The sequence below is a fragment of the Salinicoccus sp. ID82-1 genome (genome assembly GCF_021991715.1).
In the GTDB taxonomy this organism is placed as follows: domain Bacteria; phylum Bacillota; class Bacilli; order Staphylococcales; family Salinicoccaceae; genus Salinicoccus; species Salinicoccus cyprini.
Genome location: NZ_JAGFLY010000004.1, coordinates 180,759 through 204,893, shown reverse-complemented (window position 1 = coordinate 204,893; position 24,135 = coordinate 180,759). Strand labels below are relative to the sequence as shown.

Sequence of the window (24,135 nt, the reverse complement as noted above, 5' to 3'; positions counted from 1 at the left end):
TTATGAAGCCATTCCAAATTCTTTGGAATGGCTTCTATTCTAGTGTCTCCTGACTTTGATGCGGTAGGAAAGACACTCTTCTAGGGAAGCATTATCACTGTATTGCCAAGCGTTATAATCCATGGCTCCGTTGGGAAAATAACCGATTACATCAAGTCCCGCCGCCTGGCAAAGCGTATATATCTGCTCCGTGGTGTAGCACTTCAAGTATTGGGACAGCGTATTTTCCGGCTCATCCGCATGCCACCATGTATCGATCATTCTATTGTTGTCATAATCATAGTCATATCGTCTTATTACTTCAGGATGATCTACAGGATTAGGACACATGCTTTGTCCATCCGCCTTTATCCAATGGGTCGGGTTATAGATATCGATAAGTGCTGTGCCATTATCATTGAGCCAGCTTCCAATCCGTTCAAGCAATGTCCGCTGGTCTTCATCCTCACCGACTCCAAATCCATCCATGTACAGTATTGTATCGAATGTACTGTCAATTTTGATATCATAGAAATCACCGCATAACGGCGTTATATTGGGTGCAGAATGAGCTTTTGCCACTTCCACCATCTCTGGAATCAGCTCCACCGTAGTAATCGTGTCAGCATCATCTGCCAATATACGCGCCAATCTACCATCCCAGGCACCGAGCTCAAGCACATTGCCGAGTGGCCTGCCAACCTGTTCTTTTAAGCTTTTTGCCAAATCCATTTCATAAACAGTGAGTTCACCTTCCTGCTTCAGTGAACGGTACTGCATTTCATAAAACTTCTCTGCCCAATTGCTTGCCATTCATATCTCCTCCTGTAATCTGATTCGAATTACAGGTCAAAGATCAGATAAAGCAACCACATAACGTTTCCACCTTTCCATGCGTCTGAATGCTATATCCCTCTCATATAGTCATTATCGCTGATATCGTAACTATGCTTCCTGCCATGCCAGATGGCAACAACGTTGTTTCCAATGGCAAATAACGCCGTTACAACCATGAATGCATTTCCCCACCATGTAAAATACAACCAGGAATTGAATGTGAGTAAGAGAGCAGGAATCAATATGATAATTATAATGATATTTCTGATGTACCTATTCATTCCAGAAGTCCCCCTCGTCTGTATTGCTGAGTTCGAAAGTATGGATCTGCAGAAAAAATCCAATAGATACTGCTGCAACGAGGCAGACGACATAAATCTCCCATGATGCACCAAGAAATGATGGCAGAAAGATCGTCAGAATCATGAGGAAAGTAATAAGTGCACTCTTCTTTCTATATCCGTTGGTCAGATACTGCTTCTCCTGACAATGGGGACAGTTCATACTGCGATCGAATGAAAATTTGAACGACTTCCTCAGCTTCTCTTTGAATGTCCATTGCTTTCCGCATTTCTGGCATCGTGTCATGCCTTTCACCTCCATAAAGCTGACGAATCTTTACTTATCTACTCCATCATCTCATAAAAATAGAAATATCTGCAATTATACACGGATGATAACTTGTCACAATTTCCTTAAATATTAATGTGAATTTATTCACTATAGTGTTATACTGATATTGTGATTAAGTGAACAATTAACTGGAGGGATGTTCATGTTGAAGGACAGAGTTGTGAGAAGTGATGCGTGGGAAGGGTTTACACCGGGGCAATGGAGTAGAAAAGTGGATGTAAGAGAGTTTATCCAGCTCAACTATAATCTGTATGAAGGGACAGATGATTTTCTAGCTGGTCCTACAGAAGCGACAAAAAGACTATGGCAACAAGTACTCGAACTATCGAAAGAGGAACGTGAACGTGGAGGCATGTGGGATATGGATACAAAGGTCGTCTCCACCATCACCTCTCATGATGCAGGCTATCTTGACAAAAGCCTGGAAAAAATTGCAGGTGTTCAGACGGAAAAGCCGTTCAAACGATCCATGCAGCCATTCGGCGGCATACGCATGGCAAAGGCAGCGTGCGAAGCTTATGGTTATACGCTCGACAAGGAGACTGAAAACATCTTCACGGATTACCGCAAGACGCATAACCAGGGGGTATTCGACGCCTACTCAAAAGAAATGATGGCATGCCGTAAGGCGGGCATTATTACTGGTCTGCCGGATGCCTACGGACGAGGCAGAATCATTGGAGACTACCGTAGAGTGGCATTGTACGGTGTAGATTTCCTGATGGCTGAGAAGAAGAATGAGTTCGACAACATGACACACATCATGTCTGAAGATATCATCCGACTGCGTGAAGAAATGTCCGAGCAGTATCGTGCGCTTTCGGAACTGAAGCTTCTGGGTGAAACGTACGGATTCGATATTTCCCATCCAGCACATGACTTCAAGGAAGCAGTCCAATGGACATATCTGGCATATCTCGCTGCGGTGAAGGAGCAGAACGGGGCAGCGATGAGTCTCGGTCGCACATCGACTTTCCTGGATATCTATGCAGAGCGTGACATTGAAGCCGGAATTCTTACCGAAACAGAAGCACAGGAAATCATCGACCACTTCATCATGAAGCTGCGTCTTGTAAAATTTGCCCGCACACCGGACTACAATGAACTTTTCTCGGGCGATCCGACATGGGTGACGGAATCCATCGGTGGTGTCGGTATCGATGGGAGGCCGCTTGTAACGAAGAATTCATTCCGCTTCCTCCACTCCCTGGATAATCTGGGTCCAGCACCGGAGCCGAATCTGACTGTACTTTGGTCGGAGCATTTGCCGGTGAACTTCAAGACCTACTGTGCGAAGATGAGCATAAGAACGAGTTCCATCCAGTACGAAAATGATGATCTGATGCGCGAGAGCTATGGAGACGACTATGGCATCGCATGCTGCGTATCCGCAATGAGAATCGGCAAACAGATGCAGTTCTTCGGTGCCCGGGCGAACCTGGCAAAAACTCTGCTCTATGCCATCAATGGCGGTAGAGATGAGAAATCCGGTGCACAGGTTGGTCCTGCATTTTCATCCATCACTTCGGACATACTCGACTACAGGGAAGTGGATGCCAAATTTGATGAAATGGCTGGCAGGAGTCTATATCAATTCCCTCAATGTCATCCATTATATGCATGACAAATACAGCTATGAAAGAATCGAAATGGCTCTGCATGATACCAATGTGCATCGTACAATGGCTACAGGCATTGCTGGATTGTCGGTTGTGGCCGATTCCCTGTCTGCGATCAAGCACGCGAAGGTAAGACCGATTCGCAACGAAAATGGCATCGCAGTCGACTTTGAAGTCGAAGGTGACTATCCGAAATATGGAAACAATGATACACGTGTCGATGATATCGCAGTCAGCCTGGTCGAGCGGTTCATGGCGAAACTCAAAAAGCATCAGACATACCGTGATTCAGAACATACAATGAGTGTTCTGACCATTACTTCGAATGTTGTATATGGCAAGAAGACGGGCAATACGCCGGATGGAAGAAAAGCCGGAGAACCATTTGCGCCCGGTGCGAATCCGATGCATGGCAGGGATCAGAAAGGTGCACTCGCTTCCCTGTCATCTGTTGCCAAGCTGCCATATGACAGCTGCAAGGATGGGATTTCCAATACCTTCAGCATCGTGCCGAAGTCACTCGGCAAAGAGGAACGGATCCAGGAGTTGAATCTGGTCGGCATTCTCGATGGCTACGCCATGCAGCACGGGCATCACCTGAACATCAATGTATTCAACAGGGAAACACTGATTGATGCCATGGCGCATCCCGAGGAATATCCTCAGCTGACAATACGGGTTTCCGGCTATGCAGTCAATTTCATCAAGTTGACAAGAGAGCAGCAGCTTGATGTCATCGCTCGTACATTCCACGAAAAAATGTAGAAATTCAAAGATAGGCGGGGGTTTATCATGATCAAAGGAAATCTTCATTCTGTAGAAAGTCTCGGTACGCTGGACGGTCCAGGTCTGCGCTATGTACTGTTTACTCAAGGATGTCTGCTGAGATGTCTGTTCTGTCACAATCCGGACACTTGGAAAATGAGAGGCGCATCGAGAGTAGTCACAGTGGAGGAGATGGTCCAGGAGATCAGACCCTATATTCCCTACTTCAAAGCTTCGGGAGGGGGCGTCACCGTCAGCGGTGGAGAACCGCTTCTGCAGATACCTTTTCTGACAGCACTTTTCAAGGAACTGAAAGCCCTGGGTATCCACACATGCATCGATACATCAGCCGGATGTGTCGATGACAGCGAAACCTACATGGAGAAGATGGATGCACTCCTTGAATTTACGGATCTTTTTCTGCTCGATCTGAAGCATATTAACAACGATAAGCATATCAATCTGACCTCAAGACCCAATACACAGATTTTAAAATTTGCAGAAAGGCTGTCCGAGCGTGGTCAGCCGATCTGGGTGCGACATGTCCTTGTGCCGGGATTGACGGATGATCCTGAGGATCTTGCCAATCTTGGCCGGTTCATCAATGAACTGGACAATGTAGAGAAGTTCGAAATTCTACCCTATCATCAGCTAGGTGTTCATAAATGGGAAGCATTGGGTGTGCCCTATAAGCTGGATGATGTGGAACCGCCTGACGAAACAGCCGTTGAACTCGCCTATGAAACAGTCAACTTCAAAGGGGTGACACCCTTGAACGTCTGACACATTGAAAATGCCGGTGCCAAGAGCATCGGCATTTTTATTGAGCAACTGATTTGTAATAAAGTTGAGTTGAAAGATATGATTAAAAAGAATCACTCAACGAAAGGGAGTTTTATTCATGGCAAGTTTGACTGAACTTGGAAATTCCGGCATCAAGGTCCATCCTATTGCACTGGGTGCAAATGCGGTTGGCGGTCACAATCTCTATCAAAATCTGGATGAAGAGGCGGGTCGTCAAGTAGTCAGAGATGCGATTGATGCAGGCGTCACTTTGATTGATACAGCCTATATATACGGTCCGGAACGTTCTGAAGAACTGGTTGGTGAAGTAATCAAAGAATACAACCGCGAAGACATCATCATTGCCACAAAAGCAGCACATGCCTTTGACGAAGATGGCAACCAATACTTCGACAACTCGTCGGAATTCCTCAAGCATGCTGTAGAAGATGCACTCAAGCGGCTGCAGACGGACTATATCGATCTGTTCTATATTCACTTCCCTGACGAGGACACACCAAAAGACGAAGCAGTGGAAGCATTGGCAGAATTGAAATCACAAGGAAAAATACGTGCAATCGGTGTTTCCAACTTCTCCATTGAGCAGCTCAAGCAAGCGGACAAGAATGGACATGTCGACGTCTATCAAGGTCAGTACAATCTCTTTGATCGTTCAGCTGAAAAAGATTTATTAAAATATACAGCTGACAACCAGATTACTTTTGTTCCGTACTTTCCACTAGCTGCCGGACTGCTAGCCGGCAAATATGATGAGAATACGAAATTTGAAGATCTGAGAGCAGACCTTCCTTTCTATAAAGAAGAGCAATTCGAAGAAAACTTGAAAAAGGTTGATGAACTGAAAAAGATTGCAGAAGAAAAAGGTGAGGAAGTGGCTCATATCGTACTCGCCTTCTATCTCACCCGTCCTTCCATGGATCTTCTGATTCCAGGAGCCAAAAATGGCGAGCAGATCCGCTCCAACTTAAGAGCAGCGGAAATTGAATTGACTGAGGATGAAATCAGCAGGATAGATGAAATCTTCTCCTAGTCTTCATTCATGTTCCAACAGTTGAATATGTATTACAGAACAAGCCTCGGATGATTGCATCCGAGGCTTGTTCTGCATATTACTATTATATTTTTACGACCTGTTTACCGAAGTTTTTCCCTTCGAATAGATTGATGAAGGCTTTTGGTACATTTTCAAATCCTTCTTCAATGGACACTTCGGTATGGATCCTGTCATTCTGAACCCATTCGGCCAGTTCTTTTCCAGCTGTTTCGAAGTCGTCGCTGTAATTGCCGACAATGAATCCCTGCATCAGGGCCTGTGTTTTGACGAGTACGCCCTGGATGCGTGGACCGATATCTGCTTCCGTATTGTTATAGCTTGAGATGGTACCACATACGGGGACGCGTGCGAATTTATTAAGGTGCTTGAAAACGACGTCCGATACTTCTCCGCCTACGTTCTCAAAATAGACGTCGACACCATCGGGCACTGCTGCTTCGAATGCTTCTTCAAAATCATCTGCTTTATAGTCCACGCCTGCATCGAAGCCGAGTGTTTCTGTAAGGTACCTGACCTTCTCATCTCCGCCAGCAATACCAACGACTCTGGCGCCTTTAATTTTCGCAATCTGTCCGACTACGGATCCGACAGCACCTGATGCGGCGGAAACAACAACCGTTTCGCCTTCTTTAGGCTGGCCGATCTTCAACAGGCCATGGTATGCCGTCTGTCCCGTCATTCCAAGTGTGCTCAGGTAGAGATGAAGCGGTACATCGGTGTTTTGTATTTTGGACACGCGATCCGTTGTAACGGTGATATAACGCTGCCAGGGCAGTACGCCGACAACATGATCTCCTTCTTTAAGCGCATCATCCTTTGATTCCATAACTTCACCAACGATATGGCCTTGCAGCGGCTTATCGAGTTCGTAAGGTGCTACATAGGATTTGGCATCGGACATCCGGCCACGCATGTAGGGATCGACTGATATATACAGCGGCTTGATCAGTGCTTCCCCGTCAGAGGGCTGAGCGACCTCTGTATCTTCAAATCTGAATACATCGTCACCTGGTAAACCTTCAGGACGTTTCGCAAGAACAATCTGTTCATTTTTCATATGATCTACCTCCATTAAAGTATGTTCATGCTTATTGTAGAACGCAAATGGATTAAATCCAAAAATATTGATTGGGCATATATCTTGCTCTGTTATTTCCACCAAAGTATGGTTTATTTGAATACACTTTTTTGATGAAAGAAGGCGGAGTATGAATCAATGGGATGAGAGATTTGATGTGGAAGAATATATTTATGGTACAGAGCCGAATGTGTGGGTTAAGTCCATCTTCAAAAAGAAAGGCAATTTCAAAGTAGCACTACTTGCCGAAGGCGAAGGGAGAAATGCAGTATACATGGCGAAACTCGGCCATGACGTGACAGCCTATGACTTTTCACAATCAGGCATCGACAAGACGCATAAACTGGCACAATCTGAAGGTGTAGACGTCAAGACACAGCTGCAGGATATTACAATTCCTGATGCACTTCCGAAAAGTGAATATGATATAGCGATCAATGTGTTCGGCCATGTGCCACCGGCAGGCAAATCGGAAATGATCAGAAATTTTGCTGAAAGTGTGAAACCCGGAGGATACATCGTATTTGAGCTGTATTCAAGGAGACAGATTGAATTCCAGACGGGAGGTCCAAAGGATATCCATATGCTTTTTGATGCAGGAGATATGAAAAGAGAACTTGAAAGCTATGGATTTGAGGCCATAGAACTGAAAGAAGTGATTGTCCACCGCAGCGAGGGACGCATGCACCAGGGCAAGAGTGCGGTCATTCAAGGTTTGCTGAAAAAGAAATAGGAGATGGCAATTGCCATCTCCCAAATACCGTCTATAGATCAAGGTGCCGATATAGTGTTGCCCGGCTGATATTCGTTTCTTCTTTTATTTCATCAAGTGTATATTTTTTGGACATATACATCTTGATTGCTTTTTTTATATTCTCGTCACTACGCTTTGGACGGCCGAGCTGTTTTCCTTTGGTTGTCGCTTCAGTCATTCCCATGCGTGTCCTGAATTTGACGACATCACTCTGGAATTCGGAAAGCAGATTGAGAGAATGTCCGAATGTAAAAGCAGTTTCCGAGTCAATGGTCAGATTCTTGTTCAGCACAACGATTCCGGCTTCTTTCCCGGATGCTTCATTCACAAGGTCCACGAGCTGTTTTGTAGAATCTGCGAGAATGAAAAGGTCCGTAGCAAATAGAGTATCACCCGGTTGAATGGCAGACATCATCAATTCCAGCTGGTCTCTGCCTTTAGCTTTATCATGTATTTCCTGGTATATGTGATCAACATGTTTATGCAATGTTTTCTGCTGCTGTTCCATGGAATCAATCATTTCGACAGGCCTGACGTATCCATATTTCATTTCAAACACTCCTAAAAACTTCAATTAACTTCCGATGATATCAAAAAGGGGTATACATGTGATACTGATGCAATTATAATAGGCTCTATGAATTATAAAATAGGAGCGTAAAAATTGATAGATATTTTAAAGAAAGAATGGTTCACGGATCCCAAAACGAATATACTCGCGGGTATTGTCGTCGCTCTGGCTTTGATTCCTGAGGCCATCGCCTTCTCGATTATTGCGGGTGTGGATCCGATGGTCGGTCTTTATGCATCCTTCATCATTGCCGTATCGATTTCGATTCTCGGGGGCCGTCCCGCAATGATTTCTGCTGCAACGGGAGCCATCGCCCTGCTCGTCACTCCGCTTGTCAGTGAGTATGGTGTTGAATACCTGCTTGCTGCCACACTGCTGATGGGTCTTATACAACTCATACTTGGCATACTCAAAATCGGCAAACTGATGAAATTCATTCCGAAGTCGGTCATGCTCGGTTTTGTCAACGCCCTGGCTGTCATGATTTTCACCTCACAGATTGAACATATTTTCGGAATCTCGATTTCCACATATGTCTATGTCGGTGTCACATTGCTGATTGTCTATCTGGTACCACGTGTATTTAAAGCTGTGCCTGCCCCACTCATCGCTATTGTATTACTGACAGCAATCTATCTTTTCATGGGAGCGGATGTCAGAACTGTAGGTGACCTTGGTGCAATCGAAAGATCCCTGCCAAGCTTCATCATCCCGGACGTACCTTATACGCTTGAGACTTTGCAGATCATACTGCCATTTTCAATCTCCATGGCAATTGTCGGGCTGGTCGAAAGTCTGCTGACCGCCAAGATTGTGGACGATGCAACAGATTCCTACAGCAGTAAGAACCGTGAGTCCCGCGGACAGGGCATATCCAATATCATCGCAGGATTTTTCGGCGGCATGGGCGGCTGCGCCATGATTGGACAGTCGATCATCAATGTACGCTCCGGTGCGACGACGAGACTGTCGACGTTCACTGCGGGTACTGTTCTGATATTCCTGATCATCGTACTTGGTGATCTCGTCGTACAGGTACCGATGCCGATTCTGGCAGGGATTATGGTCATGGTTGCAATTGGTACATTCGACTGGGGCTCATTCAAGTATATGGTCAGAGCACCCAGAACGGATGCGATTGTCATGGTAGTGACAGTAGCCATCGTCCTCATGACGCACAACCTTGCCATCGGTGTCATTGCCGGTGTCATTCTCAGTGCACTGTTCTTCGCAACCAAGATATCCAACGTCGAGGTTGAGAAGACAAAGACAGACGATGCTGTAAACTATCGTTTCAATGGTCAGGTGTTCTTCGCTTCAGTCGATACAATGATGAATCAGATTGATCTGGATGAGGAAAATAAAGCGATTGAACTTGATTTTACCAATGCACATATTTGGGATGACTCAGGTGTCGATGCGATCGACACGATGATCAGCAAGCTGAAGCGTAAAGGCAATCGGGTCTCCATCAGGAATCTGAACAAGGACAGCCGGAAGATCATCAATGAACTGAGCATGATCAATAAGGAAGAACTGATATAAGGGGGAGTTTTGATGTATAAGTCGATTCTGCTTGCAGCTGATGGTTCCGAAAACAGCTACAGAGCTGCACAGGAAGTGAAGAAGTTCTATCATGAGGATGCGACGGTCACCATCCTCAACATTATCGGCTATGCCGATTCCAAAGCGGATGTACTGCATGGCTCAAACAACAGAAGTCTTGAACGGGAGCGTCTGGAGAAGCTATCGAAGATTACAGGTTTCTTCGATGAAAACAACATCAGATATGAGACTCTTTTTGAACATGGAGAGCCGAAGGAGACAGTCGTCAAAGTTGCAAATTCAGGAGATTATGACGTTGTTCTACTCGGTACGAGAGGGCTGAATGGTCTGCAGGAAATGGTGCTTGGCAGCGTCAGTCACAAGGTTGCCAAAAGAGCAAATATTCCTGTGATGATAGTAAAGTAGTAAAAAAAGGGTAAGAGACAGATACGGAAATCAAGATATGATTTCGTATCTGTTTTTTTATGGATAATATCTCCATTCATATCAGTTTCACAATCGTTTAGAGGAAGGAAGGGTGCAATGAATATAGAACTGCCATTGATGCTGCTCATCGTGATCTTTATCAGCTTGGGAATACTGAGCCAATGGCTTGCAGCGACAATCAAGTGGCCGCCAATCGTTGTGATGTCGATTGCTGGACTGCTCATCGGTCCCGGATTTCAACTGGTAAATCCACAAGAGATGATGGGGAGTGAACTTTTCAGCACAATCGTATCACTGGCTGTCGCCATCATCTTGTTTGAAGGCAGCAGTAATCTGGATTACCGGGAACTACCAGGTGTCTCCAAAGCGGTTACCCGGATCATTACTATAGGCGCAGTACTCGCCTGGCTCCTGGGTACCCTGGCCATGTATTTGATTTTAGGTTTCCCATTATCAATATCTTTTGTAATGGCAGGGCTATTCATAGTGACGGGTCCAACCGTCATCCAACCGCTGCTCAAGCAGGCAAAAGTCAAGAACTCGGTCAATTCGATACTGAGATGGGAAAGTATCATTCTGGATCCTGTAGGTCCACTTTTCGCACTATTTGCATTCTACATGTTCCAGATTATAAATCAGGGGTTCGGCATCGGGTATCTTATGAATTATATTATCGGCTTTGCTGTCGCATTCATCCTTGGGTATGGTGCATCCTATCTGTTCAGATGGCTGATAAAGAAGGACTTTATTCCCCAGAACCTCATGGCACCGGTCCAGTTCATCTTCATTCTGCTGATTTTCAGCATCAGCCATAATGTACTGCATGAATCCGGACTGCTTGCAGTTACAATCTTCGGACTCGTCATGGCGCGCTTGAAAAATCAGAGTCTCATCTACAAGGAATCGGACCACTTCATAGAGGAAATGACTCTGATACTACTGTCGACAGTCTTCATTCTGATCACTTCGTCATTGACCAGACAAGTTCTGGGTGAAGTGCTCAACTGGCAGCTCGTACTGTTCTGCATTGCCATGATTGTCATCATTCGGCCGCTGTACATTCTTCTTGCAACAATAAAGACTGAGATTCCGTTCAAGGAACGAGCCTTCATATCTTTTGTTGCACCGCGTGGCATTGTCGCTCTGGCAGTGGCGGAATTCTTCGCCGGCCTGTTCATCAGCGAAGAGGTAAGGATGGCAGATTTCATTGTGCCGGTCACTTTCGGATTCGTATTTGTAACAGTGGTCATCTACGGCTTCAGCTTCAAACCATTGAGCAAATGGATGAAGCTGTCGAGTACCAGCCCGCCAGGAGTAATCATCCTCGGGGAAAATTTATTCTCTCTGGCGTTGGCCAAAAAACTGGACAGTCATGGCATACCCGTACTCATTTCAGATCTTTTGAATTCCGAAACGAAAAAGGCTCAGGAATATGGACTAGAAACTTTCGAGGGTAATCTGCTCTCAAGAGAGGAACGTGTCCGTACTGACCTTACAAAGTATAGCCAGTGTCTTATCATGACACGTTCCTATACTTTCAACCATCTTGCCTTCAATGAACTTTCACAGGAATTCGGTCTGAGGAATGTAGGCATGCTGCCTCCACCTTTTGAAAGTGAGAAATCACGGAAGAACATCGAACAGGTCATCAAGCATCACATCCTGTTTGACGATCGGTTCACCTACTACTGGTTCAGCCAGTTTGTCGACAAGCATGAAATTACGGAAGTGGATGCAGCTGAAGCGGATAGTATTACAGAAGACGATATCATTCTTTATCATATTGATGACAATAAAAATACAACTTTCAAGACAATTACTGATGATGTGGACTACACAACGAGTGGTGTTGTCGGCCTTCTGAAAGGCGCACACAAGTTCAAGGAGGACAAGAAAAACGGAAACGGGGCATAGGCCTCGTTTCCGTTTTTCATTACCCAGGAAATATCACTTTCTGCTTCTTTCCTGATCTGCAATCATTTCGCCCACTTGCTGACCACTCAGTGTCACCATCGGCATGCCGCCTCCCGGGTTGACAGTGCCGCCGACAAAGTACAGATTGTCCATACGCCGATCTTTTTTCGGATGCTTGAACCCCTTGTTCTTTTTGCGGTCTGAAACTGTCCCATATATCGCACCATGATCTGAATAATAGAGAGATTGTATGTCGTGCGGCGTGAGCATATACTCCGACACGATATGCTGTCTGAGATTCGTTAAACCCATGTTTTCAAGCTTCTCAAGGACGGTCTCCCTGAATGCGAGATAGTCCGCCTTTGTATACTTATCTTTCTGAATTGGCGGTATATGAGGCAGTACTTTCAGATTCTCATGGCCTGCAGGTGCCTGTGCCGCATCCGTCTTGTTCGTATTGACGAGGTAGATTGTAGGATCGCTCGGCATTACTTTCCTATCAAATACTTCTTTGTAGTTCTTTTTGGAATCTTTGGAAAAGAAGAAGTTGTGGTGTCGTAGTTCGGGGTACACCCGGTCAACGCCAAGATGCAGCACGAGTCCCGAACTCGCAGGCTCAAATTTTTTCTCGAGTGATGCCATATTTTCTGGCGGAGTATCAAGAACATGGCGATAGAATGGCAATACTTCCATATTGGAGACGATATAATCGGCATCCACCCTGCTGCCATCTTCAAGCACAATATACTCCACTTTCTTCTGTCCATTGGTAATGGCAGTCTGTATCGCCTGGCCGGTATGTATTTCGACACCGATATCCCGGGCCAGTTGTTCGATGCCTTCTGCCAGTCTATGCAGACCGCCCTTGACGTACCACACACCCTGCTCGTGCTGCATATGGGCCATCATATTCAGTACCGCCGGAGCATTATACGCACTTGATCCGACATACTTTATAAAGTACCCGAGCATATCTCTAAGATATGGATTGCTGACATGCCTGTCTATTCCCTGCTGCATGGTCGAAAAGTAGTCGAATCCTCTGAGCGCGGTCAATGGACCGTGGAACCGGATGATGGACCGGATATTATCGAGGCCTTTCTCGAAGTAGCCCGGGAGTGTCAGACGGTCGATCTTCCCTGCATATTCCAGAAATGCACGGTATTCCTTCATATCCTGTTCTGTAAGGTCAGGATTTTCAAGCGCCATCCTTTCAAGGTCACCGTAGAGGTCGATCTGCCTGCCGTCGGTGAAGAAGGAACGCCATTGTAACGGCAGTTCTTCAATTTCAACATAATCATGCATCACTTTATTGCTTCTTTCGAACAGCCTTTCGAATATATAGGGCATGGTGAGCAGAGAAGGGCCCAGATCAAATCCGAATCCATCCTGCTCGTGGCGGTTGAGCTTGCCACCTAGGTGTGCATTCTTCTCATACAGACTAACGTCAAACCCATTCTGCTTCAATGTGATGGCTGCAGATAATCCACCCAATCCGCCACCGATAACCAGTGCTGATTTATTTCCAGTCATGCATAGCCCACCTTTTAAGCATCTTTTATTTTTTTCAGAAACCGGCTTTCTTCATTTCTGATCTTCATCTTCCGTGCCATGGAAACGGCATTGCGCTTTGTAAAGCAGTCGTAGCCATTCCTTCTTACTTCATTCAGAATTTCCCGGTAGACGGATAGCGACAGCAGAAGCGGCAGCTGTGCCTCTTCCTTATAATGGATGATTTCGCTTCTGAAGTCGTCGTAGAACACCTCGGCATGAGTGGCAAGGTCTTCCCAGGCATTGATGAACACCTGATCGATTTCCCCCTCCTCGATCTGATTCATGGCACAGCCATGCTGTCTGAGAATGGCCGCCGGTATATAAACCCGGCCATGCTCTCTCATATCTTCACCGACATCCCTCAGTATATTGGTGATCTGCATCGCCACGCCGAGTTTTTCTGCATTGATCTTCCGTTCTGCTGATGGATTGTCACAAAGTATCGGCAGGAGCAGTCTGCCGACAGATCCAGCAACATGATTGCTGTAGTGGATCAGATCCTTCATGTCTTCCGGCTGTTCGAAGTTAACATCCATCTCCTGGCCCTTGATCTGGGCATAAAGCATGGACGCATCGATATCATACCGCTCACAGGTGTCCCACAAGGCACGCCACATCGGTGTATTAGGCGGCTCACCAGCAATGAAGCCATCCAGGTCGGACTCAAGTTCTCTCAGGTTCTCCATACGTTCCGGTGCATCTTCTGCATGGTCGATGGCATCATCCGCCATGCGACAGAATGCATAGATGGCATAGACCGCTTTTGCATCCAGCTCAGGCAGACTGGAGAAGGCATAATAGAAGCTTTTGGAGTGTTCTTTTATTGTGGATTCACATATCTTGTAATCACTTTCCAATGAGGGGGTATAAGGTTCCATCATGATCACATCTCCTATCGATTGTTTTCATCCTTCAAAAGTTCTCCAACTGCAATTTTTGAAGACAGCAGTACAATCGGTACACCGGCACCTGGATGCGTACTGCTGCCCGTAAAGTAAAGGTTATCGCAATGTGTCGCCTTGCTTTGAGGCCTCATGTGATTGCTCTGTGTCAATGTCGGTCTGAGACCGAACGTTGCGCCATTATAAGCATTGAAGCGGCCTTCAAACTCGAGTGGTGTCATCCTTTTTTCTGCTACAATCTCCTGATCGAAGCGTGCCATTCCAGGGAGCATTTTGATTTTTTTGATGATCTTATCACGATATAACTGCGTTATTTCATCGTTCCACTCGTATTTCATTGTAGAAAGATCGGATACCGGCATCAGAATATATATGCCATCCTTGCCCTCCGGTGCCAGGGACGGGTCGATCTTCGATGCCAAGTACATATAGAGGGAGGGGTCGTCCAGTATGTCTCCATCAAAGATCTGGTTGATGTTCGTATCGAGATCCTCGGAAAACACAAAGTTGTGCACGTTATCAATCTCAGGATATTTCCGGTCCATGCCGAGGTAGAGTACGAAGCATGAGCAGGAGTAGTCCATCTTATCGATTTTTTCATCGATGTATTTACCTTTATGTTCCGGTTTTTCGACCAGGTTTTTCATGGCGTATGGAAAATCGGCGTTACACATGACGTAGTCTGAAGGAATGAATGATTCATTGACTGACACACCGACAGCTTTCTGGTCCTCAATGACAATCCGCTCGACACTTGTGTCATATTCAATCCTGCCTCCAAGTTCCAGGAAAAGTTGCTCCATACCGGATGCCATGGTGCGCATGCCGCCCTTTATGAACCATACGCCATATAGGAATTCTATCATGGGGATGATTGTATAAAGTGAGGGACCTTTGAAGGGAGAGACACCGATATAGAGGGTCTGGAAGCTAATCATCTGTCTCATACGCTTATCTTTAATATACTTTTTCATCAGGTTTTCAGCATTGCTCAATGTACGCAGTTTAAGACCTTGGCCGATCATGAAGGGATTATAGAAATCTTTTTGACTTCTGAATGGTCGCTGGAGAAAATGCTTTTTGGCCACATTGAACCGATGGTACAAGTCACTCAAGTACCGCATGAAGCCTTCAGCATCTGCATCGCTGATCTCCTCGAACATTTCAATATTTTTTACGAGATCGTTGGTTACCTGATACTGCTTTGTACCATTGTCGAAGTACCCACTGTACATCGGATCAAGCCGCTGCATCGGAATGTAGTCTTCCGGATCGCGACCTGCGAGTTCGAAAACTTCTCTATAGAGCTCAGGCATCATTACGATGGTCGGTCCAAGGTCGAAATAGTATCCATCGACATCAATACGGTTCATCTTGCCGCCTGGTGCGGATTCCTTTTCAATGATGGTGACATCGTATCCTTCGTTCTGCAGACGGACTGCGCTGGCAAGTCCTGCAACACCTGCACCAATAATAGTAATCGTCTTTGTCATTTTAACGGCTCCTCTGGCTATGTAACGCCCGCTGTTTCTGCCAGGAAAGAATTTCAGGGCTTAGAACAATCGGTCGTTGCGTAATTTCTTCAATGGTCCTTGCATTGATCATGATTGCAATTTTGCACATCTGATGATGAAACTGGCTGATGTATTCAATTGCCGCTTCGATGCCATTGTATTCCACCTGTTCGAGCATTGTCCTGGACATGCCGACCGCTTTGGCACCGAGGGCGAGACATTTCATGGCGTCCAAAGGCGTCTTGATTCCCCCACTGGCGAGAATGGACATATCACTGACAAACGGCTCTGCTTCGAGCAGCGAAATGGCTGTGGAAAGCCCCCAGTTTTTGAGATAGTCCATGTCCTTGTGCTCACGACGTGCATTCTCTATCGAAGCGAAATTGGTCCCGCCTTTGCCACTTATATCTGCATAACGGACACCGATATCTTTCAAAGTCTGAAGTGTTTCCCAGCTCATGCCGAACCCGACTTCTTTGACAATGACAGGTATACCGGCATGACGCACGATATTTTCGATGTTTTCAAGCCATGATCTGAAGTTGCGGTCACCCTCAGGCATGATGAGCTCCTGTGGTGCGTTGATATGGATCTGCAGCGCATCGGCCTGAATCAGCTCAATGGCATGCTTTGCACCGTCCAGTGAGACGTCGGCACCGACGTTCGCAAAAACGAGGCCCTTGGGATTACGGTCACGCACTACGGTGAAAGAATTCTCGAGCTCGGGATGCTTCAGTGCCGCATGCATGGATCCCACGGCCATTGGAATGCCTGTTGCACTTGCGACTTCAGCCAGTTTGCTGTTGATGGTGCGTGTCCATTCACTACCGCCTGTCATCGCATTGATATAGAGTGGCTGGGAAAGTTTGAGCGGGCCGATGCAAGTGGACAGATCCACCTCATCCAGATTGAAGGACGGTATGGACTGATGAACAAAATGGACATGGTTGAAATCAGAATCCACTACTGAAGCCTTCTGGTCCAAGGCATGTCTGACATGTTCATCTTTTCTCTGGCTTCTCAAATCCGTCTCTCTATTCATTCCTCTCAGCCTTCCCTCGGTACTGTTATGAATATATACAATTATCAATGAAAAGCAGGTGCTTTGTAAAATGATAAGCGCACAACATAACTAAAAACGCCGGTAAATATAAAAAAGCACCGGAAAAGATCCGGTGCTTGGTATGAAACGTCTATTCCTGACTCTCAGCTTCCTGTTCCATCTGTTTTCTGAGTTTGATTTCTTCTGCGCGTTCACGTTTTGACTTTTCAACATATTCCTTCATGCGCTGTTTGTTTGGTGTGATGGAAAGACCGAGATACTTTCTTTCCTCATTGGCATCCTTGTAGAAGGAGACCATCATCGAAATGATGACAATACTGAATGGGAAAGCTGAAACGATTGCTGCTGACTGCAATGCATTCAGTCCGGACTCTCCTCCTGAAAGAAGAAGAACAAAAGCGATTGAGGAAAGTGCAACGCCCCATATGACTTTTACTTTGTTGGAAGGCTGCAGTGAACCGAATGTGGTCTGCATGCCCAGCACATATGTTGCAGAGTCTGCAGATGTGACAAAGAATGATGCGATAAGCAGCAATGCAGTTACAGATAGTATTGTACTCAATGGCAATTCATTGAATATGCCGAACAGCATTGTTTCAGGATTCAATTCAAAGATGGACGGTGTGGATTGTCCAATTTCAATTCCTGTAACACCGAATACACTGAACCATATGATACTGACTATTGTAGGTACCAGCAGTACAGCTATGATGAATTCACGTACGGTACGGCCACGGGATACACGGGCGATGAATATACCAACAAACGGGCTCCAGCTCATCCACCAGCCCCAGTAGTAGATGGTCCATACTTCAAGCCAGTCATTCTTCTGCTGGTTGAGTGGCGCTACATCTAGACTGTTGTATAGGAACGTGTCGAGCATGGCGCCAGTAGACGTGTTCATCATGTTGAGGATCATCATGGTTGGACCGATGATGAGCACTGTAATCAGAAGGATACCGGCAAGTCCCATATTCAGGTTACTTAAGTATTGGATACCTTTGCTCAATCCGCTCCATGCACTGATGAGGAACAGGAATGTTACTACAGCTATGATGATTCCCTGTGTCACGATATTGATCGGGACATTGAACAGATAGTTCAGACCACCATTGATCTGCAATGTACCGATACCAAGTGAAACAGCGACACCGATGATTGTTGCAAATACGGAGAGGACGTCTACAGCGATGCCGATCGGTCCATCGACGCGATCACCGAGAATGGGTCTGAGTGTTTTCGAGAGAAGGCCAACTTCGCCTTTTCTGAATTGTGAATACGCAAGAGCGAGTGCGACAACGGCATACATCGCCCAGGCATGGAAACCATAGTGGAAGAAGGTTGAACGCATTGCTTCAATCATTGCCGCTTCGGTCTGTGGGTCTGCTGTCGGTGGGCCGAGATAGTGCTGGACCGGTTCAGCAGCCCCATAGAAGACAAGACCGATACCCATACCCGCACTGAAAAGCATGGCGAGCCATGAAATGGTTCTGAATTCGGGTTTATGGTACGGCTTGCCGAGCTTCAATTTGCCGATTGGGCTGAAGATAAGGAAGATACAGAAAAATACCATTAGTGTTGTGATGATGAGGTAGTACCATCCAAAATACTCTATGATCCATGAACCGACATTGCTTGTAACTATGCCGAATCGGTCAGGAATGATTATGCCGATGACGACCATCAGGCCGACGATGATGGAGGCATAAATGAAAACATTCGACAGTTTTTTACCGCTTGGATGTTCAGGATTTTCCATAGGACAAATGTCCTCCTTTAATTTTTATACTGAAGTATGACTGGCATGGATCCAGGTGTAAAAAGTGCAACTGGAAACAACGTTATTAATAATAACAAACTGGAACGTGGATTACAACTTCCTATATAAATAGAAGCAGTCTCAAGGGAAGGAAGAGCGTAGCGTCCGCAACAATATGAATCTGTCATCTTTTCCCACTTATATTTATATTACACTACCTGCCGCCACAAGACAAATAACGCCGTTATATCGCTATCTTGGAACAGTGCAGTGCTTATGGTGTTTAAAGATGGTATGCACACTACCCCCGGATGCTATGTAGATAAATGAAGATTCCGCAGTAGCTGATGAGAACTGCGGAATCCCCCTATCCATCTACTTTTTCATTTCCTGGAGCTTCTCAAGTATCTGGCTTGTTTCCGTCCCGACACTATTTTCAACAGCAGCGAGGAAACTGCCCTCGACGATAGGGGCCTCCGAGATGTGGAGCGTATGATTTCCATCATACATTTCGACTGCCATTTCAAGATTCATCTTGCTGGAGCCGATATCATAGAAGCAGATGGTATCTTCCTGAACCTGATCGAGCATATCATTGATCTGATCGACACTGGTACCGATACCACCGTCCATGCCGCCTGAAGCCTGAATGACCGTATCCTTTGCCATCTGGGAAATGAGTGCTTTCGTGCCTTCTGCTATATCCCTGCTGTGACTGATGATCAGAATTTCCGTCATTTTCCAACATCCTCTCCCAATGCATGAATAATATAAACTGCACTTTGTGCGCCAGGGTCTATCGTTCCTTTGGACTGTTCTTTGAAATAGGCAGCCCGTCCTTTCGTTGCGATCATATCTTCTGTTTCCTGTGCAAGTGCCTGAAGATCATCCAACTTGAGAACACCGCTTTCCCGAAGTAACTTGGAAGATTTTGAAACGACGTCATACATCGTCTTCTCGCCACCTTCGACCTTACCTTTACTGGCTACTGTGTCAGCAAATACATCAAGCATCTCAATCAGATTTTCCTTATCAATCTCTTCTTTTGCGATTTCACTCATTTTGACAAAACTGAAACCATAGAGTGGTCCACTTGCCCCTCCGATCGAGCTCATCAATGTCATTCCTGTCTGTTTCAATACTTCAGGGGCTGTTCCACCGGAGACCTTCTCATTGACTGCCGAAAATCCGCGTTTCATATTTACGCCATGATCCCCATCGCCAATCTCACGATCCAGACCGGTAAGTTCGCTTTCCTTTTCATCGAAGACGGACTTCAATCCGTGCATCTTTTCAAGCAGTTTATTACCATTCATTAGCTCAAACCTCCTATTTGAAATACTTCGATTCGGTCTCTGCTTCAAGACTATCCAGAACTTCCTGATCTTCATCCAGTACAGTCAGTGAAAAGCCTTGCATATCAAGCGCAGTCATGTAGTCGCCGACAAGCAGTTTGGAGACGGTGATATTCCGTTCTTCCAAGCTGTTCATCACATATTTTGTGACGATACTGAGTTCGCTTTCGGGCGTTCCGCCCATGCCATTGACCATGACGATCAATCGGGAACTGTCTGTATGCTTGAAAAGCTCATCGAGCAGGCGATTGACAATCTTGTCGGCAGTTTCCGACTGCTCACGGTATATTCCTTTTTCGCCGTGTATGCCTACACCGATTTCCATTTCATCTTCATCAAGGTCAAAGCCATACTCTCCTGTCGTCGGTACGAGGCATGGCTCGATTGCCATGCCGATGGAGTACAGATTCTCCATCATCCCCTCCACCTTTTCAACAATCTCATCGAGAGACAGGCTGCGATCTGAAAGATAGCCGGCATATTTATGGACGATGACTGTCCCTGCAACGCCGCGTCTCTGCTCTTCGTTATCGATTGCAACATCATCTCTGACTATGACGGAAGATACCTGGTGGCCTTCCGCCTGTGCCATTTCCTGTGCCATTTCAAAGTTCATGACATCACCGCTGTAGTTTTTGATGATGAGCAGTACACCATCCCCATTGTCCACAGCTTTGATTGCCGCCAGCACTTTATCCGGAGTTGGAGAGGTGAATACTTCACCACACACTGCAGCATCAAGCATTCCTTTGGCAACATATCCTGCATGTGCAGGTTCATGACCGCTTCCGCCACCCGATACGAGTGCTACACCGCTCTTTTTCTTGTCTTTTCTGACGACTACCGTGCCTTCGATAATATCAACGTTTCCGTCACGCAGTTCCAGCCCATCGAGCATATCCGTCAAAAAACTTTCCCTGTCATTGATCAGTTTCTTCATGACTTCTCCTCCTTTTCCATACGTACCTATACCCCAATCCATAATGAATTGGGGTGTGTATAGAATATTATTTGAAATAGCCTTTGATGGCTTTGACCTCCAGGAATTCCTCAATACCATAGTCGCCCCATTCACGGCCGATACCGGATTGCTTATATCCGCCGAATGGCAGGTCGGTACGACCCTTTGCGCCATTGATTTCAACAGTACCTGCTTCAATACTGCGTGCAACGTGCTTGAGCGTCTCCATATCTTCACCGAATACATATCCGGCAAGGCCGTATTTCGTATCATTCGCAATTTCAATGGCCTCATCAAGGTCCTTGTATGTGATGACAGACATTACAGGCCCGAATATTTCCTCCTGTGCAATCGTCATATCATTTCTGACGTCCGAGAATATGGTCGGTCTGACATAATAGCCTTTATCCAGGTTGTCCGGCTGGCCGCTGCCTCCATGGAACAGCGTTGCGCCTTCTTCCGTCCCTTTCTCGATATAGGACTGGACCGTATCGAACTGCTTCCTGCTGATCAATGGTCCGATGGTCGTGTCCGATCCACGGGGATCACCGACGTTCACCTGTGCCATTTCCTGCTTTGCCGCCTCAAGGAAAGCTTCTTTCTTCGATTCCGGAATGAGGGTTCTTGTACCGGCAGTACATACCTGTCCTGAGTTATGGACCACTTTTTTGACGGCAAGCTTTGCTGCTTCATCGATATCTGCGTCCTCCAGAATGATGAGCGGAGACTTGCCGCCCAGTTCAAGGGAGACTTTCTTGAAGTCCCTGCTTGCTTTCTCCATGATTTTGGATCCGGTGGACCCAGACCCCGTAAAGGACATCATGCGCACCTTCGGATGTTCACTGAGCGGATTGCCGACCCCTTCCCCATCACCATTGACGAGGTTGAAGACACCTTTCGGCACCCCGGCCTTATCGAATATTTCAGCCAGGATGATGGCTGCAAAAGGTGTTTCCTCGGAAGGCTTCATGACGACAGTGCTTCCGGCGGCAATCGCCCCTGCGAGTTTCAATGATGTCTGATTGGTCGGGAAATTCCATGGGGTGATCAGTCCGGCAACACCAATCGCCTCCTTGACGACAAGGTGGTCTCCCCTCTGCTCTTCGAATTCAAAAGTATCCAGTGCGTCTCTGGCTGCTTTGAAATGGTTGAGACCCGCCTGGTAGTGTGTCTCTTCCGACATTTTCAACGGAGAACCGAGCTCATCTGTAATTGTTTCGATCAGATCGTCCTTGCGGCCCTCATATTCCCCTACAATCCTGTCCAGCAGTTCGCGTCTTTCCGCTACAGGTGTATGGCGGAATTTCAAGTAGACCGCATGCGCGGCTTCCACCGCCTTGTCGACGTCCTCGGCATTCCCTTTAGCGATTCTGCCGAACACCTCTCCTGTTGCAGGGTTGATGACGTCAATCGTCTCTCCACTTGCACTCTCAACCCATTCTCCATTTATATACTGCTTTGTCTGCTCTCTCATCATGTCATTCCCCTTCACAGTTTTTGTCTTTTACCCTTTAGCCTAATTTGTGGAACTTTAATCATCGAAAATAAAAAATATAAAAAATAGGATATCCCGGATCAGGACATCCCATTTTGAATCAGCATACGGAATCGTTGGATTTTGGTACGGATAGGCCGAACAGTGGACGGAGATAGAGTGCCAGGAATGTACCGGCGAGAGCCAGAATCCCCCATATATAGCCATGTAGACTGAAAGAGGCGATACCACCGAAGTATGCACCGATATTGCATCCGAAGGCAAGGCGTGCCCCGTAGCCCATCAGCAGTCCGCCGATGACGGATGCAGAAAAATTGCCAAGTGTAATTCTGCTGAACTTGAACAGACCACCTGCTGCAGAGGCGATGAACGCGCCGAGTATGACACCAAAGTTGAGCACAGTCGTCGAGTCCGCAAATATTGAAGATTCGAGTACGGCAGCATTGGCACCCTGCCAGTAGCCCCATGAAGCAACGTCCACGCCGAACATGCCCGCTATTTTGGAACCCCAGAGTGCGAATGCTGAAGTGATGCCCCAAGGCGTCCCCCTCGTCATCAGAGTGAGTGCATTAAGTACAGCCAGTGCGATGGCTGCAGCAAAAAGCGGCCAGGAACCTCTGAATATGCGTTTCCATCCTTGTGCAGTCGGTAGAGGTGCCATTTTAGGTGCTTTTCTTTTCTTTTCAATGATGACTGTAATCCAGGCAATCAGCCCGAACAGAACGATGGAGACGAGCCATGCCCCTCCGTAGCCCAGTCCCGTGGAGGTGGCCAGTGAGATGGGTTCAAATGATGGCAGCTCTTCTGTCCAGAAAGGCAGGTGGTGTGCGCCGACTGTTGCACCGACGATGAAGAAGATCAAAGTGATGAACATGACGGTACGTCCGCCACCGATCGCATAGAGTGTACCGGATGCACATCCGCCGCCAAGCTGCATGCCGATACCGAATATGAAGGACCCGACAATCAGACTGATGCCGACCGGTGACACATAGCCGGCGACATCCTGACCAAAGAAGGAAATGCCGAAAGCAAGTATCGGCGCGAACAATGTCACAGCGACAGCCAGCATGAGCATATGTGCACGCAGCGCCTGACCATTCCCGACCGACATCATACGTCTGAAAGCGGAAGTGAAGCCGAAGCGGGCATGGAATAAAGTGAAACCGAGCAGAAGCCCGAGAAGCATGAGTATAGGCTGGGCCATCGACTGTGTCGCAGCAAGATATAGGAATAGTACAAAGCTGACTGCAATACCGACACCGATCAGTACTTTCTGCGGGGCATTCAACTCCAGGGACCGGCGTATTACCGGATCTCTCGCTTCATTAACCGGCTGCACTCTAGTAGTCATTTATAGATCACCTTTCCTTATGAACAGTTTGTGTAATATTTGGACAGTCTATTATATCCTAGTATTCAAGTCAAGAATGAAGTTTCGAATTTAAAAAACAATACTGCCGGATGTACACTCACAATTGTTCTGAATCTGGAAAGAGGTTATAATATTGAAGCATTATGATGCCGCTTCT

At 46.5% G+C, this 24,135-nt stretch carries 21 protein-coding genes and 1 pseudogene; 7 read left to right on the top strand and 15 right to left on the bottom strand.

The features are described from left to right. Positions 1-39: 39 nt before the first annotated feature. The 3 genes from J4760_RS10890 to J4760_RS10880 all read right to left on the bottom strand — a co-directional run bounded on the left by J4760_RS10890 (position 40) and on the right by J4760_RS10880 (position 1,404). Complete coding sequence (locus J4760_RS10890; RefSeq protein ID WP_145287669.1) at positions 40-792, bottom strand: class I SAM-dependent methyltransferase; 753 nt, start codon at positions 790-792, stop codon at positions 40-42. A gap of 92 nt (positions 793-884) precedes the next feature. Next, positions 885-1,097: a hypothetical protein gene (locus J4760_RS10885; RefSeq protein ID WP_237605710.1), complete on the bottom strand. Its 213-nt coding sequence runs from the start codon at positions 1,095-1,097 to the stop codon at positions 885-887. Continuing rightward, positions 1,090-1,404: a TIGR04104 family putative zinc finger protein gene (locus J4760_RS10880; protein ID WP_186365496.1), complete on the bottom strand. Its 315-nt coding sequence runs from the start codon at positions 1,402-1,404 to the stop codon at positions 1,090-1,092. The genes J4760_RS10885 and J4760_RS10880 overlap by 8 nt, the downstream gene beginning before the upstream one ends. 187 nt (positions 1,405-1,591) lie before the next feature. Here J4760_RS10880 and pflB point away from each other — a divergent pair. The 3 genes and pseudogenes from pflB to J4760_RS10865 all read left to right on the top strand — a co-directional run bounded on the left by pflB (position 1,592) and on the right by J4760_RS10865 (position 5,667). Then, positions 1,592-3,833: pseudogene (gene pflB / locus J4760_RS10875) on the top strand (formate C-acetyltransferase). A gap of 27 nt (positions 3,834-3,860) precedes the next feature. Then, positions 3,861-4,616, top strand: a complete 756-nt coding sequence (gene pflA, locus J4760_RS10870) for a pyruvate formate-lyase-activating protein (protein WP_237605709.1) — start codon at positions 3,861-3,863, stop codon at positions 4,614-4,616. 118 nt (positions 4,617-4,734) lie between these two features. Further along, positions 4,735-5,667 carry an aldo/keto reductase gene (locus J4760_RS10865; protein ID WP_237605708.1) on the top strand — a complete coding sequence of 311 codons (933 nt, stop codon included), beginning with the start codon at positions 4,735-4,737 and terminating at the stop codon, positions 5,665-5,667. Positions 5,668-5,752: 85 nt separating this feature from the next. Here J4760_RS10865 and J4760_RS10860 read toward each other — a convergent pair whose 3' ends face one another. Further along, positions 5,753-6,748, bottom strand: a complete 996-nt coding sequence (locus tag J4760_RS10860) for an NADP-dependent oxidoreductase (RefSeq protein WP_237605707.1) — start codon at positions 6,746-6,748, stop codon at positions 5,753-5,755. 151 nt (positions 6,749-6,899) lie between these two features. Between J4760_RS10860 and J4760_RS10855 the strand changes: the two genes are divergently transcribed. After that, entirely contained in the window at positions 6,900-7,502 is a 603-nt protein-coding gene (locus J4760_RS10855; protein ID WP_237605706.1) for a class I SAM-dependent methyltransferase, read from the top strand. Between the two features lie 31 nt (positions 7,503-7,533). Here J4760_RS10855 and J4760_RS10850 read toward each other — a convergent pair whose 3' ends face one another. Beyond that, a complete protein-coding gene (locus J4760_RS10850; RefSeq protein ID WP_237605705.1) occupies positions 7,534-8,073 on the bottom strand; it encodes a recombinase family protein in 540 nt (179 codons plus the stop codon). Positions 8,074-8,187: 114 nt separating this feature from the next. Between J4760_RS10850 and J4760_RS10845 the strand changes: the two genes are divergently transcribed. The 3 genes from J4760_RS10845 to J4760_RS10835 all read left to right on the top strand — a co-directional run bounded on the left by J4760_RS10845 (position 8,188) and on the right by J4760_RS10835 (position 12,000). Continuing rightward, positions 8,188-9,639, top strand: a complete 1,452-nt coding sequence (locus J4760_RS10845) for a SulP family inorganic anion transporter (RefSeq protein WP_237605704.1) — start codon at positions 8,188-8,190, stop codon at positions 9,637-9,639. 12 nt (positions 9,640-9,651) lie between these two features. Further along, on the top strand, positions 9,652-10,065 hold the full coding sequence (locus J4760_RS10840) for a universal stress protein (protein WP_145287687.1): 414 nt from the start codon (positions 9,652-9,654) through the stop codon (positions 10,063-10,065). A gap of 117 nt (positions 10,066-10,182) precedes the next feature. After that, positions 10,183-12,000 (top strand): cation:proton antiporter, encoded by a 1,818-nt coding sequence (locus J4760_RS10835; RefSeq protein ID WP_237605703.1) that lies wholly within the window; start codon positions 10,183-10,185, stop codon positions 11,998-12,000. 33 nt (positions 12,001-12,033) lie between these two features. Here J4760_RS10835 and J4760_RS10830 read toward each other — a convergent pair whose 3' ends face one another. The 10 genes from J4760_RS10830 to J4760_RS10785 all read right to left on the bottom strand — a co-directional run bounded on the left by J4760_RS10830 (position 12,034) and on the right by J4760_RS10785 (position 23,957). After that, entirely contained in the window at positions 12,034-13,533 is a 1,500-nt protein-coding gene (locus J4760_RS10830; RefSeq protein ID WP_237605702.1) for a phytoene desaturase family protein, read from the bottom strand. Positions 13,534-13,547: 14 nt separating this feature from the next. After that, positions 13,548-14,435, bottom strand: a complete 888-nt coding sequence (locus J4760_RS10825) for a phytoene/squalene synthase family protein (protein WP_237605701.1) — start codon at positions 14,433-14,435, stop codon at positions 13,548-13,550. 11 nt (positions 14,436-14,446) lie between these two features. Continuing rightward, positions 14,447-15,949, bottom strand: coding sequence for a phytoene desaturase family protein (locus tag J4760_RS10820; protein WP_237605700.1), 1,503 nt, complete (start codon positions 15,947-15,949; stop codon positions 14,447-14,449). Between the two features lies 1 nt (position 15,950). Beyond that, on the bottom strand, positions 15,951-17,012 hold the full coding sequence (gene fni, locus J4760_RS10815; protein ID WP_237605699.1) for a type 2 isopentenyl-diphosphate Delta-isomerase: 1,062 nt from the start codon (positions 17,010-17,012) through the stop codon (positions 15,951-15,953). Positions 17,013-17,163: 151 nt separating this feature from the next. Continuing rightward, positions 17,164-18,792, bottom strand: a complete 1,629-nt coding sequence (locus J4760_RS10810; protein ID WP_237605698.1) for a BCCT family transporter — start codon at positions 18,790-18,792, stop codon at positions 17,164-17,166. A gap of 375 nt (positions 18,793-19,167) precedes the next feature. Then, positions 19,168-19,530 (bottom strand): dihydroxyacetone kinase phosphoryl donor subunit DhaM, encoded by a 363-nt coding sequence (dhaM, locus tag J4760_RS10805; RefSeq protein ID WP_237605697.1) that lies wholly within the window; start codon positions 19,528-19,530, stop codon positions 19,168-19,170. Then, positions 19,527-20,108, bottom strand: a complete 582-nt coding sequence (gene dhaL, locus J4760_RS10800) for a dihydroxyacetone kinase subunit DhaL (RefSeq protein WP_237605696.1) — start codon at positions 20,106-20,108, stop codon at positions 19,527-19,529. The genes dhaM and dhaL overlap by 4 nt, the downstream gene beginning before the upstream one ends. Before the next feature lie 13 nt (positions 20,109-20,121). Continuing rightward, positions 20,122-21,087 carry a dihydroxyacetone kinase subunit DhaK gene (dhaK, locus tag J4760_RS10795; RefSeq protein WP_237605695.1) on the bottom strand — a complete coding sequence of 322 codons (966 nt, stop codon included), beginning with the start codon at positions 21,085-21,087 and terminating at the stop codon, positions 20,122-20,124. A gap of 67 nt (positions 21,088-21,154) precedes the next feature. Next, on the bottom strand, positions 21,155-22,582 hold the full coding sequence (locus J4760_RS10790; protein WP_237605769.1) for an aldehyde dehydrogenase family protein: 1,428 nt from the start codon (positions 22,580-22,582) through the stop codon (positions 21,155-21,157). Positions 22,583-22,703: 121 nt separating this feature from the next. Continuing rightward, a complete protein-coding gene (locus J4760_RS10785) occupies positions 22,704-23,957 on the bottom strand; it encodes a YeeE/YedE family protein (RefSeq protein ID WP_145287719.1) in 1,254 nt (417 codons plus the stop codon). Positions 23,958-24,135 lie beyond the last annotated feature (178 nt).